Here is a 19,827-nt window from a genome sequence, read left to right on the forward strand (position 1 = left end):
TTGACACCCGCCGGTCGCACCCCTGAACGTGAGGGAGGCGACAAGGGCCATCGAGAAAGGCGGAACAGTGGGAACAGCAGCACAGGAGGATCGGCCCGAGGTGGTCATCGCCCCTCTCACCGCGGCGGACGCCGGCGAGGTGCTCACGATCCAGCGGGCGGCCTTCGTGTCGGAGGCGGCGATCTACGGCAGCGTCGACATGCCGCCGCTGACCCAGACGGTCGCCGAGATGGAGGCGGAGCTCACGTCGGAACGCGGGCTCGGCGCCCGGATCGACGGCCGCCTGGTCGGGGCGATCCGGTTCGTCGAGGACGACGATCTGCTCCTGATCGGACGGATCGCGATCGCACCGGACATGCAGGGAGAGGGCATCGGACGGAAGCTCCTCGACGCAGCGGAGCAGGCCTCCGACGCCCGGGAGGCCGAGCTCTTCACGGGAAGCCTCAGCGAGGCGAACATCCGGCTGTACGAGTCCTGTGGCTACGAAGAGCGCGAACGGGTGCCGCAGGGCGACGGCACCGCCCAGGTGTTCCTCCGCAAGCGGCTGCGAGGTTAAGGGCAGCGCCCCGCTCCGCGCAAGGGGGTCGAGGGGATCCGGACGATGGGGAATCGTGGTCCGGACATGTCGCGACCGCGTCATGCCCCAACCGGAAAGGAGAGCTCGTGCTCACCCTCACCGACAACGCCACCGCCATCGTGTCGACCCTCGTGAGTCGGCAGAACGACGCGCCGGCCGCCGGGCTGCGCATCCACACCGCCGAGGCGCAGGACGATTCGGGCGCGGCCCGGCTCGCCGTCGCCGTGACCGCCGACCCGGAGCCCGCCGATCAGGTCGTCGAGCTGTCGGGCACGCGCCTGTTCCTCGACGAGGCCGCCGCCTCCGCGCTCGACGACAAGATCCTCGACGCGGGCGTGGACGACGAGGGCTCCGTGTCCTTCGCCGTGCTCCCTCAGGTCGCCTGAGACCTCAGACTTCGAACGCCGCGGCCGCCCCGGCCGCGGCGTTCGTCCGTCTCCGAACACGGTCTGATAACGAGGTCCGCGCCTTCGTGGGCCCGGCCACAAACGCTCTAGCATCGGGACCATGCGACGACCTTCTTCTCTCCTTCTCGCCCTTGCCGCCACCGCGCTCGCCGTGACGGCCTGTGCTCCGGCGAACTCGAGCGAGCCGTCCGGGTCCCCGCGTCCCTCGGAGACCTCCAGCGCATCGCCGACGCCGACGGAGACCACGTCCGCGCAGATCGTGGTGACGCTGGACGGCCTGACGGTCACCGGCGCGGAGGAGCGGAGTGCCGACTACGCGGACTCCGCCGCCCTTCTCGAGCTCCTCCAGGAGGTCACCGGCGAGCTTCCCGAGCCGGAGGGCGTGGAGATCTTCCCCGGCGAGCCCTCCACACTGGAGGCGTACGACTGGGACGGTCTGCGCGTCCTGGCCGACAGCACGGGCGAGGCCCCGGCGAGCATTTCCGTCACCGCCGCCGAGGTGGCGGGCCTCCCCGTCGTCACCGAGGACGGATTCCGCGTCGGCAGCACCCGCGCCGAGCTCCGCGCCGCCGATGCCTGGGCACTGACGGATGCGGAGGACCCGGAGACGGCGAGCGAACTCGGGCTCGGCGGGCGCGAGGTCCCCGACACCGAGTCCCTGACCCGTCCGGGCTCCACCGGGATCATCTACACGATGTTCGTGCTCGACGGCGACACCGTCACGCAGATCATGGTCCCCGCGAACGACTTCAGCGACCTCTGACCCGCGGCGTCCCTCAGTCCCAGTCCAGGTACTCCTCGAGCACGACGGCCGTCTCGATGGGGTGCGTCATGGGGAAGAGGTGATCCCCGCCCTCGACGACCTTGATGCTGGCGCGCTCCGGAGCCGTGGCGCGCAGGCTCTCGGCGTTCGCGGGCGGGGTGTCCTCGTCGGCCGTCCCCTGGATCAGCAGCACCGGGATCACCGGGGCGAGGGGCGTCTCCACGTCTTCCACGCCGAGGAGCGCGAGACCGTTCACGCGCTCCGGATGAGCCAGCGCGAACGACCGGGCGATCGTGCCGCCGAAGCCGTGTCCGCCGATCCACGTGTCGCCGAGGCCGATGTGGTCGATGACGGCGAGCGCGTCCGCGACGCGGTCCTCGATCGAGGTGTCGGCGTCCTCCGCGCGATGGCCGATCCGCACGACGTGGAATCCGGCCTCCTCGGCCAGGTAGTGACCGACCACACCGAGCACGTCGGCGGCCAGGCCGCGCTCCTGGATGAGCACGAGCTTGACCGGCCCGTCGCCCTCGTCGACGAACGGGATGGCGCGGCCCTCGGGCTCGAAGGTCTGGGTGTCGGTCATCGGCGTCGTTCTCCTCAAGCCGTCGGTGTCAGGTTCGCAGGCGTCGTCCGCACCGGGCTCCTGCGACCGGGCACCGGGCGGAGGCGCCTGCGTCCAGCGTAGCCCGCCGGGGGACGAGCCTCCTCCTCGCATCCCCCGGCGGAGTCATCAGGCGGCGGCGAGCTCGCGCCACAGATGCGCGAGTGTCGCGGCGCCGCGGACGAGCATGCGCAGATCGATGCTCTCGTCGCTCGCATGCCAGTGATCCTCGGGCAGCCCCGTGCCAACGAACACGACCGGGGCACCGAGTTCGCGGGACAGCAGCTCCGCCGGCCCTCCCCCGGCGTTGCCCATCCTCCCCTGGACCGGTCGCCCGCATCCGAGGGCGAGAGCCCGCTCCAGCGCATCCCGGTACGGCCCGGGAGGAGAGACGTACGGCTCCTGCGCGATGTCCTCGTCGACCTCGAGACGGTACGTCGCCTCCGGGGGCATGACGTCGGCGATGAAGGCACGGAGCGCGTCGGCGACATCATGGTTGCGCTGGTCGGCGACCGTCCGGATGCTCAGCGAGGCCCTGGCCTCCCGCGGGATGACGGAGCGCTCGATACCCTCCGGGTCCCCGGCGAGCAGCGAGATCACCTCGATGGCCGGGCGCACCCACAGGCGCTCCTTCGGGGTGAACCCCTTCTCCCCCACGATGACCCTCGTCTCGGTGCGCCGCGTCCAGTCGTCGGGGTCGAACGGCAGTGCGTCGAGCTCCGCGGCGCGTTCGTCGGTGAGCGCGGCCAGCCCGTCGTGGAAACCGGGGATCGCGATCCCCCCGTCCTCGTCGTGCAGCTGCGCGAGCACCCGGGAGAGCACGAGGGCGGGATTCACCGTCACGCCGGAGGCGGCGCCGCTGTGCACGTCCCGGTCGGGCCCCTGCACCGTGAGCGTCGCGGTCAGCGTTCCGCGCATCGAGGTCACCGGAGCCGGGGAGTCGACCTCCCACTGCAGGGTGTCCGAGAAGACGACGAGATCGCACGCGAACCGATCGGGGTCGGCCTCCAGGAGGTTCTCGAGGTGCGGGGAGCCGATCTCCTCCTCACCGTCGACGAGGAGCTTGAGATGCACCCCCGCATCGGGGCCGTCCACGGCGGCGAGCGCTCGCTGGGCCCAGACGTGCGCGAGCGCCTGACCCTTCGCGTCCGATGCCCCGCGCCCGTAGAGGCGCCCCTCGCGGAGCACCGGCACGAACGGCGCCGTCTCGCTCCACTCCTCCGGCTTGGCGTGCCGGACATCATGGTGGGTGTAGACGAGCACCGTCGGGGAGCCTGGGGTGCCCGCACGCTCGGCGAACACGGTCACGGCGTCGCCGGCCGGGAGGAGCGTCGTCGTGAATCCCGCGTCACGCAGCTCGGCGGCGATCCAGTGCGCGGACCGCACCCCGTCTGCTCGGCGCTCGGGGTCCGCCGACACCGAGGGGATCTCGACCCAGGCGGACAACCGCTCGACGATCTCGTCCAGACGGGCTGCGAGGAACGCTCCGATCGCGTCCTCCGCGGCTGCCGTCCGATCCCCCATGGTCACAGCATGCCCGCTGGGCCGCAGAGGAGGGCGGGGGTTGACGGCGCTGCCGCCGACCGGCTACGGCCGGCGCGGCCGCTCGCGGGCCGTGAGCGATTGTCCCAGGCGTCTCCGGGTTTGGAAAGGCCCTGAGTGGATCCATCGACCGGGCGTTGCATGGCCAGCCCATCCCCAGAAGAGAAAGGCTCGACATGTTCTTCCATCGACAGGAGCTCCAGTTCTCCGCGACGCCCGAGGCCCCGGATGCCGTGTACGCGCGCAAGCTGCAGGAGGTCCTTGGCGGGCAGTACGGCGAGATCACCGTCGCCCTGCAGTACCAGTTCCAGGCATGGAACATGCACATCTCCGGCAAATACCGCGACCTCGCCTTCGGCATCGGGGCCGAGGAGATGGGCCACGTGGAGATGCTCGCGGTCATGATCGCGCAGCTCCTCGAGAAGTCCCCGCTCGGCATCACGGAGGACGCCGTGCAGGACGACCCGACGGTCGCCGCGATCGTCGGCGGCACGGATGTGCAGCAGGGCATCGTCGCCGGTGCCGGCGCCCGCCCGGTCGACAGCAACGGTAACCCGTGGCAGGGCTCGTACATCACGGCGAGCGGCAACCTCCTCGCCGACTTCATGGCCAACGCGAACGCGGAGATGCAGGGCAGGGTGCAGGTCGCCCGGCTCTATCACATGACCGACGACCACGGCGTGCGGGATCTGCTGAGCTTCCTGCTGGCGCGCGACACCATGCACCAGAACCAGTGGCTCGCCGCCGCGGAGGAGCTCAAGGCGGAGGGCGCCGAGAAGCTGCCCGTTCCCAGCAACTTCCCGCTGTCCAAGGAGCACCGCGACGTGTCGTACCAGTACCTCAACTTCAGCGACGGTCCTGCCGCCGCGGAGGGCACGTGGGCATCCGGACCGACGCCGGACGGACATGGCGAGTTCAGCTACCACGAGGGCCCGACGACCACGGCCGAGATGCCTCCGCCCACCCACCCCGACGCGCGCTTCTACGGCACCACCGAGCTGCCGAACGTCGTGGAGAAGGTGGCCGGCGCCGCGCAGGACGCGCTCCACAAGGAGTGAGCGGCCGTCGCTCGACGGGGCGGGCGTCGCGCGCCCGCCCCGTCGGCCGTCCTACCGGACCGGGTCGACGCGGCGCAACTCCCTCGTGCCCCCGCCGCCGCGTCGATACCGTCGAGGCACACGGTCTCCGGCAGAAGGGAACTCCATGCTCCTCGGCATCCTCAGCTCCTCCTCGGACAGAAGCCTCGGGGCCGGGGCGCGCCGATGACGGCGCGCTTCACCGTCGAGCCCTGGGCGGTCGGCATCGAGAGCGTCGACACCGCCCATCTCGCGCAGGAGGAGTCCGTCTTCGGCCTCTCCAACGGCCACGTCGGCTGGCGGGGCAACCTCGACGAAGGCGATCCGCGGGGTGTGGCGGGAAGCTACCTCAACGGGGTCTTCGAGGAGCACCCGATGCCGTACGCGGAGGACGGCTACGGGTACCCCGAGACGGGGCAGACGGTGATCAACGTGCCGAACGGGCAGCTCATCCGCCTGCTGATCGGCGATGAGCCGTTCGACGTCGAGCACGGGACCGTCCATGCGCACACCCGCCGCCTCGACCTCCGCGAAGGCACCCTGCGCCGGGAGGTCGACTGGGAATCGGCGGAGGGCCGTCGCGTGCACATCGTCTCGACCCGTCTGGTCTCTCTCGAGCACCGGTCGTTGGCCGCCGTGCGCTACCGCGTGACGGCGGTCGACGGTCCGCTCGCGGTGACCGTGCTGTCCGAGGTGCTCGCGAACGAGCCCCTTCCCGTGACGCATGACGATCCGCGGGTGCAGGAGCTCCTCGCCCGTCCGCTGGAAGCCGTCGCCGCCACGGAGCGCGGTGCCCGGAGCACGCTGCTGCACCGCACCCGCCGCAGCGGCCTGCGCGTGGCGGTGAGCGCGGACCATCTGGTGCAGGCTTCCGGGCAGGGCGCTCCGGAGGTGACGACAGAGGTCGACGACGACCTGTCGCGGACCCGCATCCGCGTGGACCTCGCTCCCGGCGAGGAGCTCGAGGTCGTCAAGCTCGTCGGACACGAGTGGTCGGCGTCCCTCGCGCCGCAGACGCTGCGGGACCGCGCGGAGGAGGCCGTGGCGGAAGCCGCGCGCCTGGGGTGGGACGCCCTGGTGGCCGGGCAGCGCAGCGTGCTCGATCGGTACTGGGAGTGCGGCGACGTGCGCATCGATGGCGATGCCCGACTGCAGCAGGCCGTGCGCTTCGCGCTGTTCCAGGTGTTCCAGGCTTCGGCGCGCGCCGAAGCCCGATCGGTCCCCGGCAAAGGCCTCACCGGCTCCGGCTACGAGGGCCACACCTTCTGGGACTTCGAGGCGTTCGTGCTCCCCGTCCTCACCTCGACCGCGCCGGATGCCGCGCTCCAGGCGCTGCGCTGGCGGCACGCGACGCTCGATCACGCCAGGGAGCGGGCGCGCACGCTCGGCCTGCGCGGCGCCTCCTTCGCCTGGCGCACGATCGACGGGCGCGAGAGCTCCGGGTACTGGCCGGCGAGCACGGCGGCCTTCCATATCAACGCCGCCGTCGCGGGCGCCGTGATGCACTACGTCCGCACGACGGGCGACCAGGACTTCGAGCGGGAGGCGGGCACGGAGATCCTCGTCGAGACCGCGCGCCTCTGGCTGTCCCTCGGGCGCAGGGGCGACGACGGCGGCTTCCACATCGACGGCGTCACCGGTCCGGACGAGTACACGGCCGTGGTCGACGACAACGTCTACACGAACCTCTCCGCGCGCCGGAACCTCCGCGGCGCGGTGGCAGCCGTCCGACGGCATCCGGACGTCGCCGACCGCCTCGGGGTGAGCGCGGACGAAGTGTCGGCGTGGGAGGCCGCCGCCGCCGACATGACGGTGCTCTACGACGAGGCGCGGCAGGTGCACGCGCAGTCGGCGGGATTCACCGCGCACGCCCGATGGGACTTCGACGCCACCGGCCCCGACGAGTATCCGCTGCACAGCCACTTCCCCTACTTCGACCTCTATCGCAAGCAGGTGCTGAAGCAGGCCGACCTCGTCCTGGCGCTCTACACCGCCCACGAGGAGTTCACGTGGGAGGAGAAGGCGAGGGCGTTCGCGTACTACGACGCCCTCACCGTGCGCGATTCCTCCCTCTCCGCGGCGGCGCAGGCCGTGATCGCCGCCGAGGTGGGGCACCTCGAGCTCGCGGCGGCGTACCTCGCGGAGCTGGTGGCCCTCGACCTGGACGACCTCCACGGCAACACGGACGAGGGACTGCACATCGCGGCGCTCGCCGGCATCTGGACGGGGGTCACGGCCGGCTACGGGGGCATGCGGGAGGGCGACGACGGCCTGTCCTTCCGACCCCAGCTCCCGGACGGCGTCACCCGTCTCGCGTTCGGGGTGCGGCTGCACGGCTGCATCCTGCACGTCGACATCACGCCGGCGGAGACGACCTACCGGCTGAGCGCGGGTGAGCCGGTGACGATCCGGCACGCGGGCGAGGAGCTCGTCCTGCACGCCGGCGTTGCATCGAGCCTGCCGACGCCGGACCGCGTCGAGCCGATCACCCCGGCCCCGGTGCCGCCGCGCTGGCGGGAGCCGGGACGACCGCGCGCCGGTGACTGAGGCGGCGTTCGGTGCGTGTGCCATATCGAGGCGGGTCAGCGCAAGGGCCGTGGCGATGTCGGCCGCCCGCCGTAGGGTGGAGCCGTGCCTGATTCCCCCCACCCCGCATCGGATGTCCTCTGGGCGTGCGTCGAGGACGGCTTCCATGTCGGAAGCCGCGGCGGAGACTTCCTCGGCTACGTCGACCGTCAGCCCGACGGCCGCTTCGCCGCGTTCTCCGCGTCCGCGCAGCCGCTCGGTCTGCACGCCACGTTGAGCGACGCGACCACGGAGGTCGTCGCCCACGCCGGCCCCTCGGAGGGCGACGCCGCCCTCGGCACCCCGGAGCTGGTGCAGGGGTGATGGCGGCCAGGGCCGACGGGCTGCTCCGCCTCGTCTACACCAGCACGGCGGCGCAGCCGTTCCGGGAGACCGCTCTGGAGCAGCTCCTCGAGCAGTGCCGCCGGTCGAACGCGGCGCGTGACATCACGGGCCTCCTCCTCTTCCGCCAGGGACGCTTCCTCCAGGTCCTCGAAGGACCGGTCGAGGCCGTGCGCCGACTCGTCGACACGATCGCCGACGATCCGCGTCACCGCGCGATGCGCATCCTGCTGGAGACGCCGATCACCGCCCGGCTCTTCTCCGACTGGTCGATGGGCTACCGATCGTTCCGCACGGGGGGCACCGCCGCCCCCACCGGCTTCCGCGACTCCTTCGACGACCTCGTCGACGGCGCGGACGCCTCCACCATGGAGCGCGCCCTGTTCGAGCTCACTCTGTGGTTCCGCACCCGTTCCGGTGCCGCGGCCCCGATTCCGGCCGCAAGCGGCGAGGGCGCCTCGCTGCGGGTATAGCCAGTCCGCGGACGGAGCGGGGCCGTCGCACGTCAGCGACCGACACCGATGCTGAAGCCGCCGGAGAAGAGCACCGCACCAAGGCCCACGACGGCCATGCCGACCAGGAGCACCCACGCCACGGCGCGGACCCCGCTCCACCCGTGGCGCGATCCGGACGTGAGCAGCAGGACGGCCGTCGGCAGGAGCAGCAGCCCGCCGAAGAGGAGGGCCGGAGCGACGCGGACGTCCGCCGTCGGGCAGGGGAACGCGAGTGCGCACACCGTCGGCACTCCCTGAGCGAGCCAGAGGAACAGCCACGTCACGAGCAGGACGACGACCGCCGGCAGGGCTCTCCGCACGAGGCGCGGTTGACTCGTCTCTGCCTGGTGCACCTCACCACTCTCCCAGGCGAACCGAGCGAGATCCAGACCTCGCTCCGGCGGCTGGGCTCGTCGAGCTTCACGAGCCTCGCGCGCCTGGCGATAGCATGGCGCCCGGCACCCCAGGCCGCAAGGAGCACCCATGCCCGAGAACACTCAGATGAATCCACAGGTTCGCCGCCAAGTCGCGGACGAACTGGGCCTCTACGTCTACATGCTCGTCGATCCGGAGTCCGGCATTCCGTTCTACGTCGGGAAAGGGCGTGGAGAGCGCTACAGCACTCACGGGACGGACGCGATGCTCGCCGCGGACCTGGATCCTGACGCGACAAGCGAGAAGATCAGGAGGATCCGAGCGATACGTGAGGCCGGCCACGAACCCGAGATCTGGATCGTCCGTCACGGGATGAGCTCTCAGAAGGAGTACACAGCGGTCGAAGCCGCATGCATCGACCTCCTGCGCTCGATGCCTGTTCTGCCGAAGCACTCCGGCGCTTCGAGGCTTCCCGAAGGGCACGCGCAACAGCTCTCGAACGCCCGGCGCGAGGCGTCGAGCGGGCACGGCATCATCCGCTTGGAGGATCTCTACGAGGAGAAGGCTGCGCCACCACTCACCACGGACGAACCACTCCTGATCGTCTCCCTCGGCGGCTGGGTCGACAGCCCGGAAGTCGCCGTCGACGGCTCCGAGCTGACGGGTTACGGATACAAGAACGCGTGGCTGACACGAGCCGAACGCCTCAAGCACCTTCCAGAGATCGCTCACTCCGCGTCGAAGTGGTTCAAGTTCACCGAGCGCGAGGTGGAAAGGCGCGGAATCGAGTTCGCCGTCGCCGCGCATCGCGGCGTGACCCGCGCCCTCTTGAGAATCGAACCGGGTTCATGGAAGCACATCGGTGCGGGCCCAGAGCGCCGGAGCGGTTTCCGGTTCGAGATCGTCACCGAAGGCCCACTGTTCGATGAAGTGGTCGGCGAGTACGGTCACCGGCTGCCCCCGAAGAAGAGGGGCGAGCAGTCGACGTTCCGCTACTGGCCCTACGGCCGGTGAACCGAGACGCGGTCAGTTGTTGAAGCGGAACTCCGCTCAGTCACGTCCTGCATCATGATCATCGAGAAAGACGGTCCCACGGACCTCACATCCAATGGCGGCAAGGTCTTTGATCAAGCTCGAAGGCACGACGAACGTGCCCTGGGTGTTGGTCGAATCTCCTGACCACCAGATCACGGTCTCGCAGTCGACCCTCAGCGATTCCAGCGCGGCAGCGGCAGGCAGCGCGAGACCAACAAGCCGTCGCAGAGCATTGACGCCTTCCTCGCCGCCCGTTGAACGTGCGGTCACGTCAAGAAGCCAGGTCGTCCGTTGATAGGTCAGATACTCGGGCTTGTACGCTCGTCCGGCTCGGCCGGACCGGGTGTGTTCGCCGACGTTCGCCGCCTCGGTGGGTTCAAGCTGGAGCGAGGCCGTGATCTCCGCGACAGTGCGCGACTCGCTGTAAATCGCCAGCGTTGCTCGGTCGTGATCGATCAAGGCTCTCCCAATACCTAGTTGTTGAAGCGGAACTCCACGACGTCGCGTCGTGGCCAAACCTCTTGTCCTCTAATCCTGTTCGATTCGCAGAACACGAATTTCGAAGTTGCGGCCCCGAGCGGGGGCCTCGTCGACCACGAACACACACGTGTGAGACCGGCATACTTCAGGAATGAGCACATCCCCAGGCGCCGGGCGGTCAGCCAACGCAGATCAGGTAATGGATCTGGCCGAACTCGAGAGAGAGCTCTTGAGAAAACTCTCACAGAGGGTATCAGGGAGTGTCACATCCTACAGACGTCGAACTCCGAACGCTGACCCACGCGAGAAGGCCCGTGACTTTCTTGAGAATCTCGACTGGCACCTTCCAGATGACCTCGCGGAGCTTGGCTCGGCGGCTCGCGCCTTCCCAGACCTGGTGAGCGACTCGGCAGCTGGGCTTCTCGACGAGTCAATAGACTTCGTCGCGGCCTACCTGTCGATCTGCGGCCATGTGCTGGCACTCGCAGGCACTCGCTGGCTCCAGCAGGGACGCCCGCGTCGGAAGGCAGAGGTTTTGGCAGGACTGCTCCAACGGGCCATGACTGCAACTAACGAAACCTTCGCACTGCTCGAACGCGGATTTCCCGACGGAGCTGAAGCCCGCATGCGGACCGTCGTGGAGCTCGGAGTGATCGCGACGTTCATCGAACGAAGCAGCACGGAGATTGCACGACGGTTCGAGGCAAGTCACCATGTGGAGATGTGGCGCCGGAAGGAGGACGGTCATATTCGGGGCCTTTCTGACGAGGCTTCTCAAACAATAGACAGGCAGTATCAGCGCGTCATCCGGCAACATGGCGTCTCAATGTCCAAACCATACGGCTGGGCATCGCCTGCCTTCGACGACCGCCCCGTGACCTATGCAGACATAAGCAGAGCGTATGGAGACGACGATGCAAGCTCCCGCTTTTCGAACGCCAGTCACCACGTCCACGCCTCGCACAGTGGATCTGTGAAGTCAGCAGTCGCGGACTCCTCGGGTGTCTTCCTCCATGGCCCAAGGCCTGTGGGCTTCCACATGCCGGCGTACGAGTGCATGGATAGCTTGAATCAGAGCGCCACGGCCTTCCTCAGGGCCGTCAGGAGCTCGAGGCGGCACGTGGAAATTGTCTACTGGACGGAGTTGCTTCATTACACAATGAAAGAAGCCCAACTGCAGATCACTTACGCGCAAGCCATGGTTGACCCGGAATGGGCACGTCGGTCGATGGCGAAGTTGCCGGAGCTGGACATCGGCAACATCTTGCGTGGGAACTAATCTCAGGCGTCCGCTCTCGGATTATGTTGCCCGCGCGCCACTCGGATCATGTCGTCCGGACCTCTAGTTGTTGAAGCGGAACTCCACGACGTCGCCGTCCTGCATGACGTAGTCCTTGCCCTCCAGGCGCGCCTTGCCCTTGGCACGGGCCTCCTGCACGGAACCGGTCTCGACGAGGTCGTCGAACGACACGATCTCGGCCTTGATGAAGCCCTTCTCGAAGTCCGTGTGGATGACACCGGCGGCCTGCGGGGCCTTCGACCCCTTCGGAATGGTCCAGGCGCGGGCCTCCTTGGGGCCGGCGGTGAGGTAGGTCTGCAGGCCGAGCGTGTCGAAGCCGATGCGGGCGAGCTGGTCGAGGCCCGACTCGTCCTGCCCCGTCGAGGCGAGGAGCTCGGCGGCGTCCTCGGGGTCGAGGTCCTTGAGCTCGGACTCGATCTTCGCGTCGAGGAAGATCGCCTGCGCCGGCGCGACGAGGGCGGCGAGCTCCGCCTTGCGGGCATCGTCGGTCAGCACGGACTCGTCGACGTTGAAGACGAAGATGACGGGCTTGACGGTCAGGAGCCCGAGCTCACGGATCGGCTCGAGGTCGAGGCCGCTCGTGGAGAGGAGGATGCCGCGTTCGAGGGCGTCCTTGGCTGCCTTCGCGGCTTCGAGGACCGACGGGTCGATCTTCTTGCCGCGGACCTCCTTCTCGTACCGCGTGATGGCCTTCTCGACGGTCTGCAGGTCGGCGAGCATGAGCTCGGCGTTGATGGTCTCCATGTCCGACGCCGGGTTCACGGCACCGTCCACGTGCACGACGTCGTCGTCCGAGAAGCCGCGCACCACCTGGGCGATCGCGTCGGCCTCGCGGATGTTCGCGAGGAACTGGTTGCCCAGCCCCTCCCCCTCGCTCGCCCCGCGCACGATGCCGGCGATGTCGACGAACGACACGGCGGCGGGCAGGATGCGCTCGCTCCCGAAGATCTCCGCGAGCTTCTGCAGCCGCGGGTCGGGCAGGTTCACCACGCCGACGTTCGGCTCGATCGTCGCGAACGGGTAGTTCGCCGCGAGCACGTCGTTCTTGGTGAGAGCGTTGAAGAGGGTGGACTTGCCGACGTTGGGCAGGCCGACGATTCCGATAGTGAGAGCCACGGGGTATGAGTCTACCTGCGCCGCTCTCCCCCGCCTCACCCGCGCGAGGGCAGGCACCCACGCGGGATCAGGCGGCAGAGCGCGAAAAGCGCCTGATGCGGCGCGAAGGCCTGTTCAGCGGCGGACCGCGCGGAACGCCCTGGTGACGTACGGCACCTCGATCGCGTCGTCCCCGTGCAGGCCGAGCTCGTCGAACAGGGCGTCCATCTCGCGGCGGATCCGCGCCTTCTCGGCCTCGTCGGCGGTGATCACGGCGCTGCGGGACGCGGCCATACGGTGCAGGAGCTCCCGCGTCATGGGGCGCGACCACTCCCAGCGCTCCTGCGCCAGAGCGCCGAAGGGCTCGGCCACCACGGGGTCGCCCGCAGCGAGCATGATCTCGGCGTTGCTGCCGTGCATGATGCCGGTGAGCCGGCGCACCCAGTCGACGCGCTCGTCGCGGAGGTTCCAGATGAGCCCGAGCACACCGCCGGGCCGCACCGCGCGACCGATCTCCGCCGACGCGGCGACCGGCTCGACCCAGTGCCACGCCTGACCCAGCACGACGGCATCCACGCTCGCGTCCAGAAGCGGCAGCTCCTCGGCGGTGCCGACGAACGTGGGCACCCCGGGAACGGCGTCGCGAAGGGCCGCGAGCATCGCGGGGTCCGGATCGATCGCCACCACCTCGGCGTCCGCAGCCGCGACGAGGGCCCGCGTGAGCTTGCCGGTCCCGGCGCCGACATCGGCGACCCGCCGCGCACCGTCCGCCATCGGTTCGAGCATCCAGGCGACGGCCTCGAAGGGGTACTCGGGCCGTCCGGCCTCGTAGCTTCCGGCCGCCGCACCGAAGGATCTCGCGAGTTCGTCCGCCATGTGGCCAGCATACGGCGAGCCTGCACAGCGACGTCGGAGGCCCGGGAGAGAGTGAGGACGTGCCACTGGATTTCACTGCGATCGACTTCGAGACCGCGAACTCCAGCCCGGCCTCCGCGTGTTCCGTGGGACTCGTGCGGGTTCGGGACGGGGAGGTCGTCGCCACCGCGAACTGGCTGATCCAGCCCCCGCCCGGCCACGACGAGTTCCAGGAGTGGAACGTCCGCATCCACGGCATCCGCCCCGAGCACGTGCTGTCGGCGGCGACGTGGGTCGATCAGTTCGACCGCCTGTGCGGCTTCGCGGGCGCCGACGTGCTCGTGGCCCACAACGCCGGCTTCGACCTGAACGTCCTGCGTCGGGCGACGGAGGTCACGGGACAGATCTGCCCGCCGTACCGGTCGCTGTGCAGCCTCCAGGTGGCACGGAAGACCTATCAGCTCGACTCCTACCGCCTGCCCCTCGCCGCCGCGGCGGCCGGATACGCGGAGTTCTCGCACCACGACGCACTGGCGGATGCCCTTGCCTGCGCCCAGATCATCGTGGACGCGGCCGCGCGCGCCGGGGCCGCGGATGTCTTCGGACTCGCCGACGCCCTCGGCCTCCGCGTGACGGAGCCCGCCGCACCGGCGCTGGAGCGCGCCGTCGCCTGACGCACCTCGCGTCCTCCCGGCGATGTCGGACGCCCCCGGCATCATGGAGCCATGGATGCCGTGTCGATCGTTCTCCTGCTCGTGGCCCTCGCCGCGGGCGTCGCTCTGGGCTGGTTCCTCCGAGCCGGACGCAGCGCCGCCGACCTGGCGCGGGCTCAGGCCGAACTCGCCGCCGCGCGCGACGACCGCGACCGCCAGTACGACCTCTATCGGGACGCGGTCGAGCACGCCCGCACCGAGCAGCGCGCGGAGGCTCAGCGTGTCCAGCAGCAGAACGCCGTCCTGCAGGCTCTGGCACCGGTCCGCGAGAGTCTCCAGCAGATGCAGTCCAAGGTCGCCGCGATCGAGAGCGAGCGTCAGGCGCAGTTCGGCACACTCGCCGAGCAGCTCCGGCGTGCCCAGGAGTCCGATGAAGCGCTCCGCGCGACGACCGAGTCGCTCGCGGGTGCGCTGCGCTCCACGTCCACGCGCGGCGTCTGGGGCGAGACCCAGCTCCGGCGCGTCGTCGAGGCGGCGGGGCTGACCAGACACGTCGACTTCGACCTCCAGGCGACGATCACCTCCGACCGCGGCCAGGGACGCCCGGACATGGTCGTCCGCCTTCCGGGCGGCACGTCCATCGCCGTCGACGCGAAGGTGCCCCTCGATGCCTACCTCGAGGCCTCCGCCCTCCCCCTCGGCGACGCCCACGAACCCCAGCGACGGGCCCACATGCAGAAGCACGTCCGCGCCGTCCGCGCCCACGTCGACGCCCTCGCCAAGAAGGCCTACTGGTCGGGCCTCGACGCGAGCCCCGAGTTCGTCATCTGCTTCCTGCCGAGCGAGTCGCTGCTGGCGGCCGCCATCGACGAGGACCCGACGCTGCTCGACTACGCTTTCAGCCGTCGCGTGGCCCTCGCCTCTCCGGTCAACCTCTGGGCGGTCCTCAAGACGGTCGCCTACACGTGGACCCAGCAGGAGGTGTCCACCGAGGCCCGGACGCTGCTGGCGCTCGGCACGCAGCTCTACGAACGCCTCGGCACCCTCGCCGGTCACGCCGACGACCTGCGGCGGGCGATCGAGCGCACGGTGGACAGCTACAACCGCTTCGCCGGGTCCCTGGAGTCACGGGTGCTCGTCACCGCCCGGCAGTTCCCCGGCGTCGATGCGGAGGCCCTGGCACCGGCGTCGCCGATCACCGCGGACGGACGGCGCTTCACCGCGCCCGAACTCCTGGCCGCGACCGAGGCCGAAGGCGGCGCCGACACGATGCGAGCCGATGTCGGCGACGTCCGCGCGCGTCTGGACCACGCCGCCGCGCTCCACGAGCGGGGACAGTGACGGCGGGAGCGACCGGATCGTCCGGCCGCAGAGGTGTCAGGCGATGCCCGGCACGCCGCTGAGCAGCACGATGACGAGGCCGCTCGTCGCGAGGAACGCGCCGATCATCCACCAGGCGCTGACCTCGTGCCCCTCGGCGCGACGGACGCGGAACAGCACGTCGGCGCGGCGAGCCGGATCGACGGCCGGCTGAGCGACGGGTGCCGGCGGGGCCACGGCGGCCGCTTCGGCATCGGCACTCACCCGGAGGATGCGTCCGGTGTTCGTGGTGATGATCTTCGTCGGCGCGGCGCTCTTCGAGCCGGTCGTGTGCTGCGTTGTCATGCGTTCGCCCTCCTGTGCCTGCGGTGCCTGGCGGCTCCGTCGACGGCGACAAACCCAGTGACAATTGTGACACGGCGGCTCGCCGAACCGGGGCCGACCCGTGCAGGAGGCGATACCGGGTCGGTAACGATGCCCGGAGCGCGCGTCGCGATCATCGCTGCGGAACGGGCCTCACAGCCACTTCGAGACGAGGTGCTCGGACGCGATGCGGCGCAGCGTGCCGGAGGCTCCGCGCAGGACCACGCTCTCGGTGTACACGTAGCCCCGCTCGCGTCGGACGCCGGCCACGAGCTGGCCGTCCGTGACACCTGTCGCGACGAAGATCGTGTTGTTCCCCCGCACGAGGTCGTCCGCCTCGTAGACCTTGTCCATGTCGAGGCCCGCATCGATACCGCGCTGGCGCTCGTCGTCATCACGCGGCCAGAGCCGCCCCTGGACGTGGCCGCCGAGGGCCTTGATCGCGCACGCGGTGACGATGCCCTCCGGGCTGCCCCCGACGCCCACGCACATGTCGGTGCGCGCGTCGTGGCGGGCGGCGTTGATGCCACCGGCGACATCGCCGTCGCTCATGAGACGGGTTCCGGCACCGGCGTCCCGGATCTCCTGGATGAGCTGCTCGTGCCGCGGCCGGTTGAGTACCGACACCACGATCTCGTCCACCGGCTTGTCCAGCGCGCCGGCGAGCTTGCGGATGTTCTCGCCGATCGGCAGGCGGATGTCGACGACGCCGACACCCGCGGGCCCCGTGACGAGCTTGTCCATGTAGAAGACGCTGGAGGCGTCGAGCATCGTGTCGCGGTCGGACACGGCGATCACCGAGAGCGCGTTCTGCCGGCCGGCCGCGGTCAGCGACGTGCCGTCGATCGGGTCGACCGCGATGTCGCAGAGCGGCCCGCGCCCGGTCCCGACGACCTCGCCGTTGAACAGCATCGGGGCGTTGTCCTTCTCGCCCTCGCCGATCACCACGCGGCCCTGGAAGTCGACCGTCCCGAGGAACGCCCGCATGGCGTCGACGGCGGCACCGTCGGCAGCTTCCTTCGCACCGCGACCGATGAACGGAACGGCTCGGATCGCCGCCGCCTCGGTCGCGCGCACCAACTCCATCGCGAGGTTACGGTCGGGACGCAGCGGGCTCAGGTCGGCAGTCAGACTCACCATGATCCCCAGCCTATCCGCGAGCACCGGATCGATCGCCCCGTTTTCCGCCTCTGAGCGAGGAAGAAATCGCAGTTCTTAACACCACCGAAGGACGGCCCCCGCCGACGCGCGACTCCTCCTGCCGGAGCCGGACACCCGCCCCGATAGAGTGGCAGCTGTCCCGGCTTCACCTACCGCAGGAGTTCTCATGCCCGTCGCCACCCCGGATCAGTACGCCGACATGCTCGACCGCGCGAAGGCAGGCGGCTTCGCGTACCCCGCGTTCAACGTCTCGAGCTCGCAGACGATCAACGCCGTCCTCCAGGGCCTGACCGAGGCCGGCTCCGACGGCATCATCCAGGTCACCACCGGCGGCGCCGACTACTTCGCCGGTCACACCGTCAAGGCCCGCGCGACCGGCGCCCTCGCCTTCGCCCGCTACGCCACCGAGGTCGCCAAGAACTACCCGGTCACCGTCGCCCTGCACACCGACCACTGCCCGAAGGACGCTCTCGCGGGCTTCGTCGAGCCGCTCATCGCCGCGTCGGAGGAAGAGGTCAAGGCCGGCCGCAACCCGATCTTCCAGTCCCACATGTGGGACGGCTCGGCCGTGCCGCTCGCGGAGAACATCGAGATCGCCAAGGAGCTGCTCCCCCGCATGAAGGCGATCAACGCCATCCTCGAGGTCGAGATCGGCGTCGTCGGCGGCGAGGAGGACGGCGTGCAGCACGAGGGCTCGAACGAGGCGCTCTACACGACGTTCGCCGACGTGGACCAGGCCGTGCAGGCGCTGGGCCTCGGCGAGCAGGGCCGTTACATCGCCGCCCTCACCTTCGGCAACGTCCACGGCGTGTACAAGCCGGGCGGCGTGAAGCTGCGTCCGGAGCTGCTCGGCGAGATCCAGGCCGAGGTCGCCGCGAAGTACAACACCGGCCCCAAGCCGCTCGACCTCGTCTTCCACGGCGGCTCGGGCTCGACCGACGAGGAGATCGCCCTCGCGGTCGCCAACGGCGTCATCAAGATGAACATCGACACCGACACCCAGTACGCCTACACGCGTGCCATCGCCGACTACATGTTCAAGAACTACGACGGCGTGCTGAAGGTGGACGGGGAGGTCGGCAACAAGAAGCAGTACGACCCGCGCGCCTGGGGCAAGATCGCCGAGTCGGCCATGGCCGCCCGCGTGGTCGAGTCGACCCGCCAGCTCGGCTCGTACGGCCAGTCGAAGAGCTGACACCCGTAGACACAGGAAAGGGGCCCGGCGTCATGCCGGGCCCCTTTCGTCTGCGTGCTCGGGGTCAGCGCACCCCGGTCGCCTGGTCGAGATACGCGATGAAGGCCGGGTCGCCCATCATCGGCACCACGAGGCAGAAGGCGGCGATCCCCAGAGTGACCACGGCTCCCACGAGCGGGAGCCACCAGGTGACACGACCGCGCCGCAGGCGACGGATCGACAGGGCTGCCGTGACGCACCAGCCGACGGCCAGCACGACGGCCGCGATCGTCCCCCACGTGCGACCCGCGGCGTAGTTCGTGAACTCCCCCTCGATCCCCAGCATGCCCATGGTCTGGTTCATCACCGGGACGATGTCGAGGTAGGACAGGCCGGTGACGACGACGTTCACGAGGCCGTAGGCGAGAAGCGCGATCGTCGCGAAGCGGTCCACCGGATGCGGTCGCGCTGCGCCCGAGGCCACGGCCGCGGGCACCGCGGCCGGCGGAGCCGGCGCAGGTGCGGACGGGCTGACCACCTCCACCACGGGCGGCAGCCCCGCGGCTCTCCGCTGCTCCTCCGGTGTGGCGAGTTCCCCGTAGCGGGGGCGCTGGTCGGTCATCCCGCCATGGTATCGGCCGGTGCTCCGTCGGTCGTTCAGGAACGGAGGCCCCAACCGATAGCGGCCCCGGAGAAGTGGGGACTTCTCGGGGCCGCGGACGGAGAGCGCTGGGGACGCTCCTCATCCCGTTCGGTCGCCGGCGCTGGGGACGCCGTAGGCGATCAGTAGGGCGTTGTCGGCCACTACGCCTTCGATCATAGGTAACCGACGCGGCGGGCACCAGGGTCGCGAATTCAGATGGTGAACTCGGCGTCCGGCCCGTCGGTGTCGAGCGCATCGGCGCCGAGCTGCAGCGACAGCCGACGGGCGGCGCGTTGCAGGTTCGAGACGAGCCGCCTGTTGACCACGGCCTGGTCGGCCGGGAGGGAGACGGCCAGCGATGCGGTCACGCCCGGCGCGATGACCGGGACCGCGACGCAGGTGGCGCCGATCGCATACTCCTCCCGATCGATCGCCCATCCGGGCGTCTGCTCGAGCTGGGTGAGGAGCGTCGTCCGATCGCGGATCGTGCGCGAGGTGAGCTCCTCGAGCCGGTGCCGAGAGAGATAGTCCAGGCGATCCTCCTCGGAGAGCGCCGCGAGGATCTGCTTCCCGAGGGCCGTCGCGTGCGCGCTGGCATGCAGGCCGACCCACAACTCGATGCGGGGGTTCCGCACGGCGTCCACGATGTCGACGAGGTGGATCTCCCCATCCGCGTACCGCGACAGGTAGGCCGTGGCGCCGACCTCCTCGGTCACGTCCCGCAGCGCGGCGCGCACCCGCGCCAGGAACACGCCGCGCGAGCCGATCTGCTGCTGGAAGGACGGGAACCGGTCTCCGAGCACGAGGCCGTCGGGTTCGGTGCGGAGGTACCCCTCATGCACGAGCGTGCGGACGAGGTTGTAGGTGGTGCCCGGCGTCAGCCCCGTGATCGACGAGAGCATCTTGGCCGGAAGCGGACGCGGCGAGTTGGCGACGATGTCGACCAGGCGGAGCGCGCGTTGCACGGACCCGATGAGGGTCGGCTCCGCCTCCGCGGCGTTCACCG

22 protein-coding genes are annotated in these 19,827 nt (G+C 69.9%); 12 read left to right on the forward strand and 10 right to left on the reverse strand.

The annotated features are described in order from the left end of the window. Window positions 1-67: 67 nt before the first annotated feature. The 3 genes from ACIQID_RS05650 to ACIQID_RS05660 all read left to right on the forward strand — a co-directional run bounded on the left by ACIQID_RS05650 (window position 68) and on the right by ACIQID_RS05660 (window position 1,747). Window positions 68-556 (forward strand): GNAT family N-acetyltransferase, encoded by a 489-nt coding sequence (locus ACIQID_RS05650; RefSeq protein WP_400282752.1) that lies wholly within the window; start codon window positions 68-70, stop codon window positions 554-556. A gap of 107 nt (window positions 557-663) precedes the next feature. Further along, window positions 664-963: a Fe-S cluster assembly protein HesB gene (locus tag ACIQID_RS05655; protein ID WP_312673250.1), complete on the forward strand. Its 300-nt coding sequence runs from the start codon at window positions 664-666 to the stop codon at window positions 961-963. A gap of 121 nt (window positions 964-1,084) precedes the next feature. After that, window positions 1,085-1,747 (forward strand): hypothetical protein, encoded by a 663-nt coding sequence (locus ACIQID_RS05660; protein WP_400282755.1) that lies wholly within the window; start codon window positions 1,085-1,087, stop codon window positions 1,745-1,747. A gap of 13 nt (window positions 1,748-1,760) precedes the next feature. Here the strand turns inward: ACIQID_RS05660 and ACIQID_RS05665 are convergent, their stop codons facing one another. Continuing rightward, the gene (locus ACIQID_RS05665) at window positions 1,761-2,330 is read right to left on the reverse strand and encodes an alpha/beta hydrolase (protein WP_312673252.1); all 570 of its coding nucleotides are present in this window, start codon (window positions 2,328-2,330) and stop codon (window positions 1,761-1,763) included. 147 nt (window positions 2,331-2,477) lie between these two features. Next, window positions 2,478-3,872, reverse strand: a complete 1,395-nt coding sequence (locus ACIQID_RS05670; protein ID WP_400282759.1) for a M20/M25/M40 family metallo-hydrolase — start codon at window positions 3,870-3,872, stop codon at window positions 2,478-2,480. A 194-nt stretch (window positions 3,873-4,066) separates the two neighbouring features. Between ACIQID_RS05670 and ACIQID_RS05675 the strand changes: the two genes are divergently transcribed. The 4 genes from ACIQID_RS05675 to ACIQID_RS05690 all read left to right on the forward strand — a co-directional run bounded on the left by ACIQID_RS05675 (window position 4,067) and on the right by ACIQID_RS05690 (window position 8,346). Then, window positions 4,067-4,948, forward strand: coding sequence for a manganese catalase family protein (locus ACIQID_RS05675; protein ID WP_400282762.1), 882 nt, complete (start codon window positions 4,067-4,069; stop codon window positions 4,946-4,948). A gap of 204 nt (window positions 4,949-5,152) precedes the next feature. Then, entirely contained in the window at window positions 5,153-7,513 is a 2,361-nt protein-coding gene (locus ACIQID_RS05680) for a glycoside hydrolase family 65 protein (protein ID WP_400282765.1), read from the forward strand. Between the two features lie 84 nt (window positions 7,514-7,597). Next, entirely contained in the window at window positions 7,598-7,855 is a 258-nt protein-coding gene (locus tag ACIQID_RS05685; RefSeq protein ID WP_060923504.1) for a hypothetical protein, read from the forward strand. After that, complete coding sequence (locus ACIQID_RS05690; protein WP_400282770.1) at window positions 7,855-8,346, forward strand: BLUF domain-containing protein; 492 nt, start codon at window positions 7,855-7,857, stop codon at window positions 8,344-8,346. The genes ACIQID_RS05685 and ACIQID_RS05690 overlap by 1 nt, the downstream gene beginning before the upstream one ends. A gap of 32 nt (window positions 8,347-8,378) precedes the next feature. Here ACIQID_RS05690 and ACIQID_RS05695 read toward each other — a convergent pair whose 3' ends face one another. Further along, window positions 8,379-8,720, reverse strand: a complete 342-nt coding sequence (locus tag ACIQID_RS05695) for a hypothetical protein (protein ID WP_400282773.1) — start codon at window positions 8,718-8,720, stop codon at window positions 8,379-8,381. Window positions 8,721-8,850: 130 nt separating this feature from the next. Between ACIQID_RS05695 and ACIQID_RS05700 the strand changes: the two genes are divergently transcribed. Continuing rightward, on the forward strand, window positions 8,851-9,756 hold the full coding sequence (locus ACIQID_RS05700) for an LEM-3-like GIY-YIG domain-containing protein (RefSeq protein ID WP_400282776.1): 906 nt from the start codon (window positions 8,851-8,853) through the stop codon (window positions 9,754-9,756). A gap of 36 nt (window positions 9,757-9,792) precedes the next feature. On the opposite strand, the gene ACIQID_RS05705 is transcribed toward ACIQID_RS05700, so the two are convergent. Then, complete coding sequence (locus ACIQID_RS05705) at window positions 9,793-10,236, reverse strand: hypothetical protein (protein ID WP_400282779.1); 444 nt, start codon at window positions 10,234-10,236, stop codon at window positions 9,793-9,795. 172 nt (window positions 10,237-10,408) lie between these two features. On the opposite strand from ACIQID_RS05705, the gene ACIQID_RS05710 reads away from it, so the two are divergent. Continuing rightward, window positions 10,409-11,536 (forward strand): DUF5677 domain-containing protein, encoded by a 1,128-nt coding sequence (locus tag ACIQID_RS05710; protein WP_400282782.1) that lies wholly within the window; start codon window positions 10,409-10,411, stop codon window positions 11,534-11,536. 63 nt (window positions 11,537-11,599) lie between these two features. Here the strand turns inward: ACIQID_RS05710 and ychF are convergent, their stop codons facing one another. Then, window positions 11,600-12,673 carry a redox-regulated ATPase YchF gene (ychF, locus tag ACIQID_RS05715; RefSeq protein WP_062766410.1) on the reverse strand — a complete coding sequence of 358 codons (1,074 nt, stop codon included), beginning with the start codon at window positions 12,671-12,673 and terminating at the stop codon, window positions 11,600-11,602. Between the two features lie 114 nt (window positions 12,674-12,787). Then, window positions 12,788-13,528, reverse strand: coding sequence for a class I SAM-dependent methyltransferase (locus ACIQID_RS05720; protein WP_400282786.1), 741 nt, complete (start codon window positions 13,526-13,528; stop codon window positions 12,788-12,790). 59 nt (window positions 13,529-13,587) lie between these two features. On the opposite strand from ACIQID_RS05720, the gene ACIQID_RS05725 reads away from it, so the two are divergent. Together ACIQID_RS05725 and ACIQID_RS05730 are read left to right on the forward strand one after the other, a co-directional pair. Continuing rightward, the gene (locus tag ACIQID_RS05725) at window positions 13,588-14,181 is read left to right on the forward strand and encodes an exonuclease domain-containing protein (protein WP_136050907.1); all 594 of its coding nucleotides are present in this window, start codon (window positions 13,588-13,590) and stop codon (window positions 14,179-14,181) included. A 51-nt stretch (window positions 14,182-14,232) separates the two neighbouring features. After that, window positions 14,233-15,501, forward strand: a complete 1,269-nt coding sequence (locus ACIQID_RS05730) for a DNA recombination protein RmuC (protein WP_400282789.1) — start codon at window positions 14,233-14,235, stop codon at window positions 15,499-15,501. Between the two features lie 36 nt (window positions 15,502-15,537). Here ACIQID_RS05730 and ACIQID_RS05735 read toward each other — a convergent pair whose 3' ends face one another. Next, window positions 15,538-15,825, reverse strand: a complete 288-nt coding sequence (locus ACIQID_RS05735; RefSeq protein WP_312673263.1) for a hypothetical protein — start codon at window positions 15,823-15,825, stop codon at window positions 15,538-15,540. Between the two features lie 171 nt (window positions 15,826-15,996). Next, the gene (gene glpX, locus ACIQID_RS05740) at window positions 15,997-16,983 is read right to left on the reverse strand and encodes a class II fructose-bisphosphatase (protein WP_400282793.1); all 987 of its coding nucleotides are present in this window, start codon (window positions 16,981-16,983) and stop codon (window positions 15,997-15,999) included. 187 nt (window positions 16,984-17,170) lie between these two features. Between glpX and fbaA the strand changes: the two genes are divergently transcribed. Then, window positions 17,171-18,199 (forward strand): class II fructose-bisphosphate aldolase, encoded by a 1,029-nt coding sequence (gene fbaA, locus ACIQID_RS05745; RefSeq protein WP_312673265.1) that lies wholly within the window; start codon window positions 17,171-17,173, stop codon window positions 18,197-18,199. Window positions 18,200-18,263: 64 nt separating this feature from the next. Here the strand turns inward: fbaA and ACIQID_RS05750 are convergent, their stop codons facing one another. Both ACIQID_RS05750 and ACIQID_RS05755 read right to left on the reverse strand, forming a co-directional pair. After that, window positions 18,264-18,800 carry a DUF6264 family protein gene (locus tag ACIQID_RS05750; RefSeq protein ID WP_331202509.1) on the reverse strand — a complete coding sequence of 179 codons (537 nt, stop codon included), beginning with the start codon at window positions 18,798-18,800 and terminating at the stop codon, window positions 18,264-18,266. Window positions 18,801-19,033: 233 nt separating this feature from the next. Next, entirely contained in the window at window positions 19,034-19,825 is a 792-nt protein-coding gene (locus tag ACIQID_RS05755; protein WP_312673267.1) for an IclR family transcriptional regulator, read from the reverse strand. Window positions 19,826-19,827: the final 2 nt, after the last annotated feature.

The organism is Microbacterium sp. NPDC091676 (genome assembly GCF_044756645.1).
GTDB classification, from domain to species: Bacteria; Actinomycetota; Actinomycetes; order Actinomycetales; family Microbacteriaceae; genus Microbacterium; species Microbacterium paraoxydans_D.

What these genes read in the sequence shown, in the direction of transcription:
- ACIQID_RS05720 (WP_400282786.1), bottom strand. Translation starts at nt 13,528, where the DNA reads ATGGCGGACGAACTCGCGAGATCCTTCGGTGCGGCGGCCGGAAGCTAC.
- ACIQID_RS05675 (WP_400282762.1), top strand. Translation starts at nt 4,067, where the DNA reads ATGTTCTTCCATCGACAGGAGCTCCAGTTCTCCGCGACGCCCGAGGCC.
- ACIQID_RS05730 (WP_400282789.1), top strand. Translation starts at nt 14,233, where the DNA reads ATGGATGCCGTGTCGATCGTTCTCCTGCTCGTGGCCCTCGCCGCGGGC.
- ACIQID_RS05700 (WP_400282776.1), top strand. Translation starts at nt 8,851, where the DNA reads ATGCCCGAGAACACTCAGATGAATCCACAGGTTCGCCGCCAAGTCGCG.
- glpX (WP_400282793.1), bottom strand. Translation starts at nt 16,983, where the DNA reads ATGGTGAGTCTGACTGCCGACCTGAGCCCGCTGCGTCCCGACCGTAAC.
- ACIQID_RS05670 (WP_400282759.1), bottom strand. Translation starts at nt 3,872, where the DNA reads ATGGGGGATCGGACGGCAGCCGCGGAGGACGCGATCGGAGCGTTCCTC.
- ACIQID_RS05660 (WP_400282755.1), top strand. Translation starts at nt 1,085, where the DNA reads ATGCGACGACCTTCTTCTCTCCTTCTCGCCCTTGCCGCCACCGCGCTC.
- ACIQID_RS05710 (WP_400282782.1), top strand. Translation starts at nt 10,409, where the DNA reads ATGAGCACATCCCCAGGCGCCGGGCGGTCAGCCAACGCAGATCAGGTA.
- ACIQID_RS05680 (WP_400282765.1), top strand. Translation starts at nt 5,153, where the DNA reads ATGACGGCGCGCTTCACCGTCGAGCCCTGGGCGGTCGGCATCGAGAGC.
- ACIQID_RS05735 (WP_312673263.1), bottom strand. Translation starts at nt 15,825, where the DNA reads ATGACAACGCAGCACACGACCGGCTCGAAGAGCGCCGCGCCGACGAAG.
- ACIQID_RS05665 (WP_312673252.1), bottom strand. Translation starts at nt 2,330, where the DNA reads ATGACCGACACCCAGACCTTCGAGCCCGAGGGCCGCGCCATCCCGTTC.
- ACIQID_RS05750 (WP_331202509.1), bottom strand. Translation starts at nt 18,800, where the DNA reads ATGACCGACCAGCGCCCCCGCTACGGGGAACTCGCCACACCGGAGGAG.
- fbaA (WP_312673265.1), top strand. Translation starts at nt 17,171, where the DNA reads ATGCCCGTCGCCACCCCGGATCAGTACGCCGACATGCTCGACCGCGCG.
- ACIQID_RS05690 (WP_400282770.1), top strand. Translation starts at nt 7,855, where the DNA reads ATGGCGGCCAGGGCCGACGGGCTGCTCCGCCTCGTCTACACCAGCACG.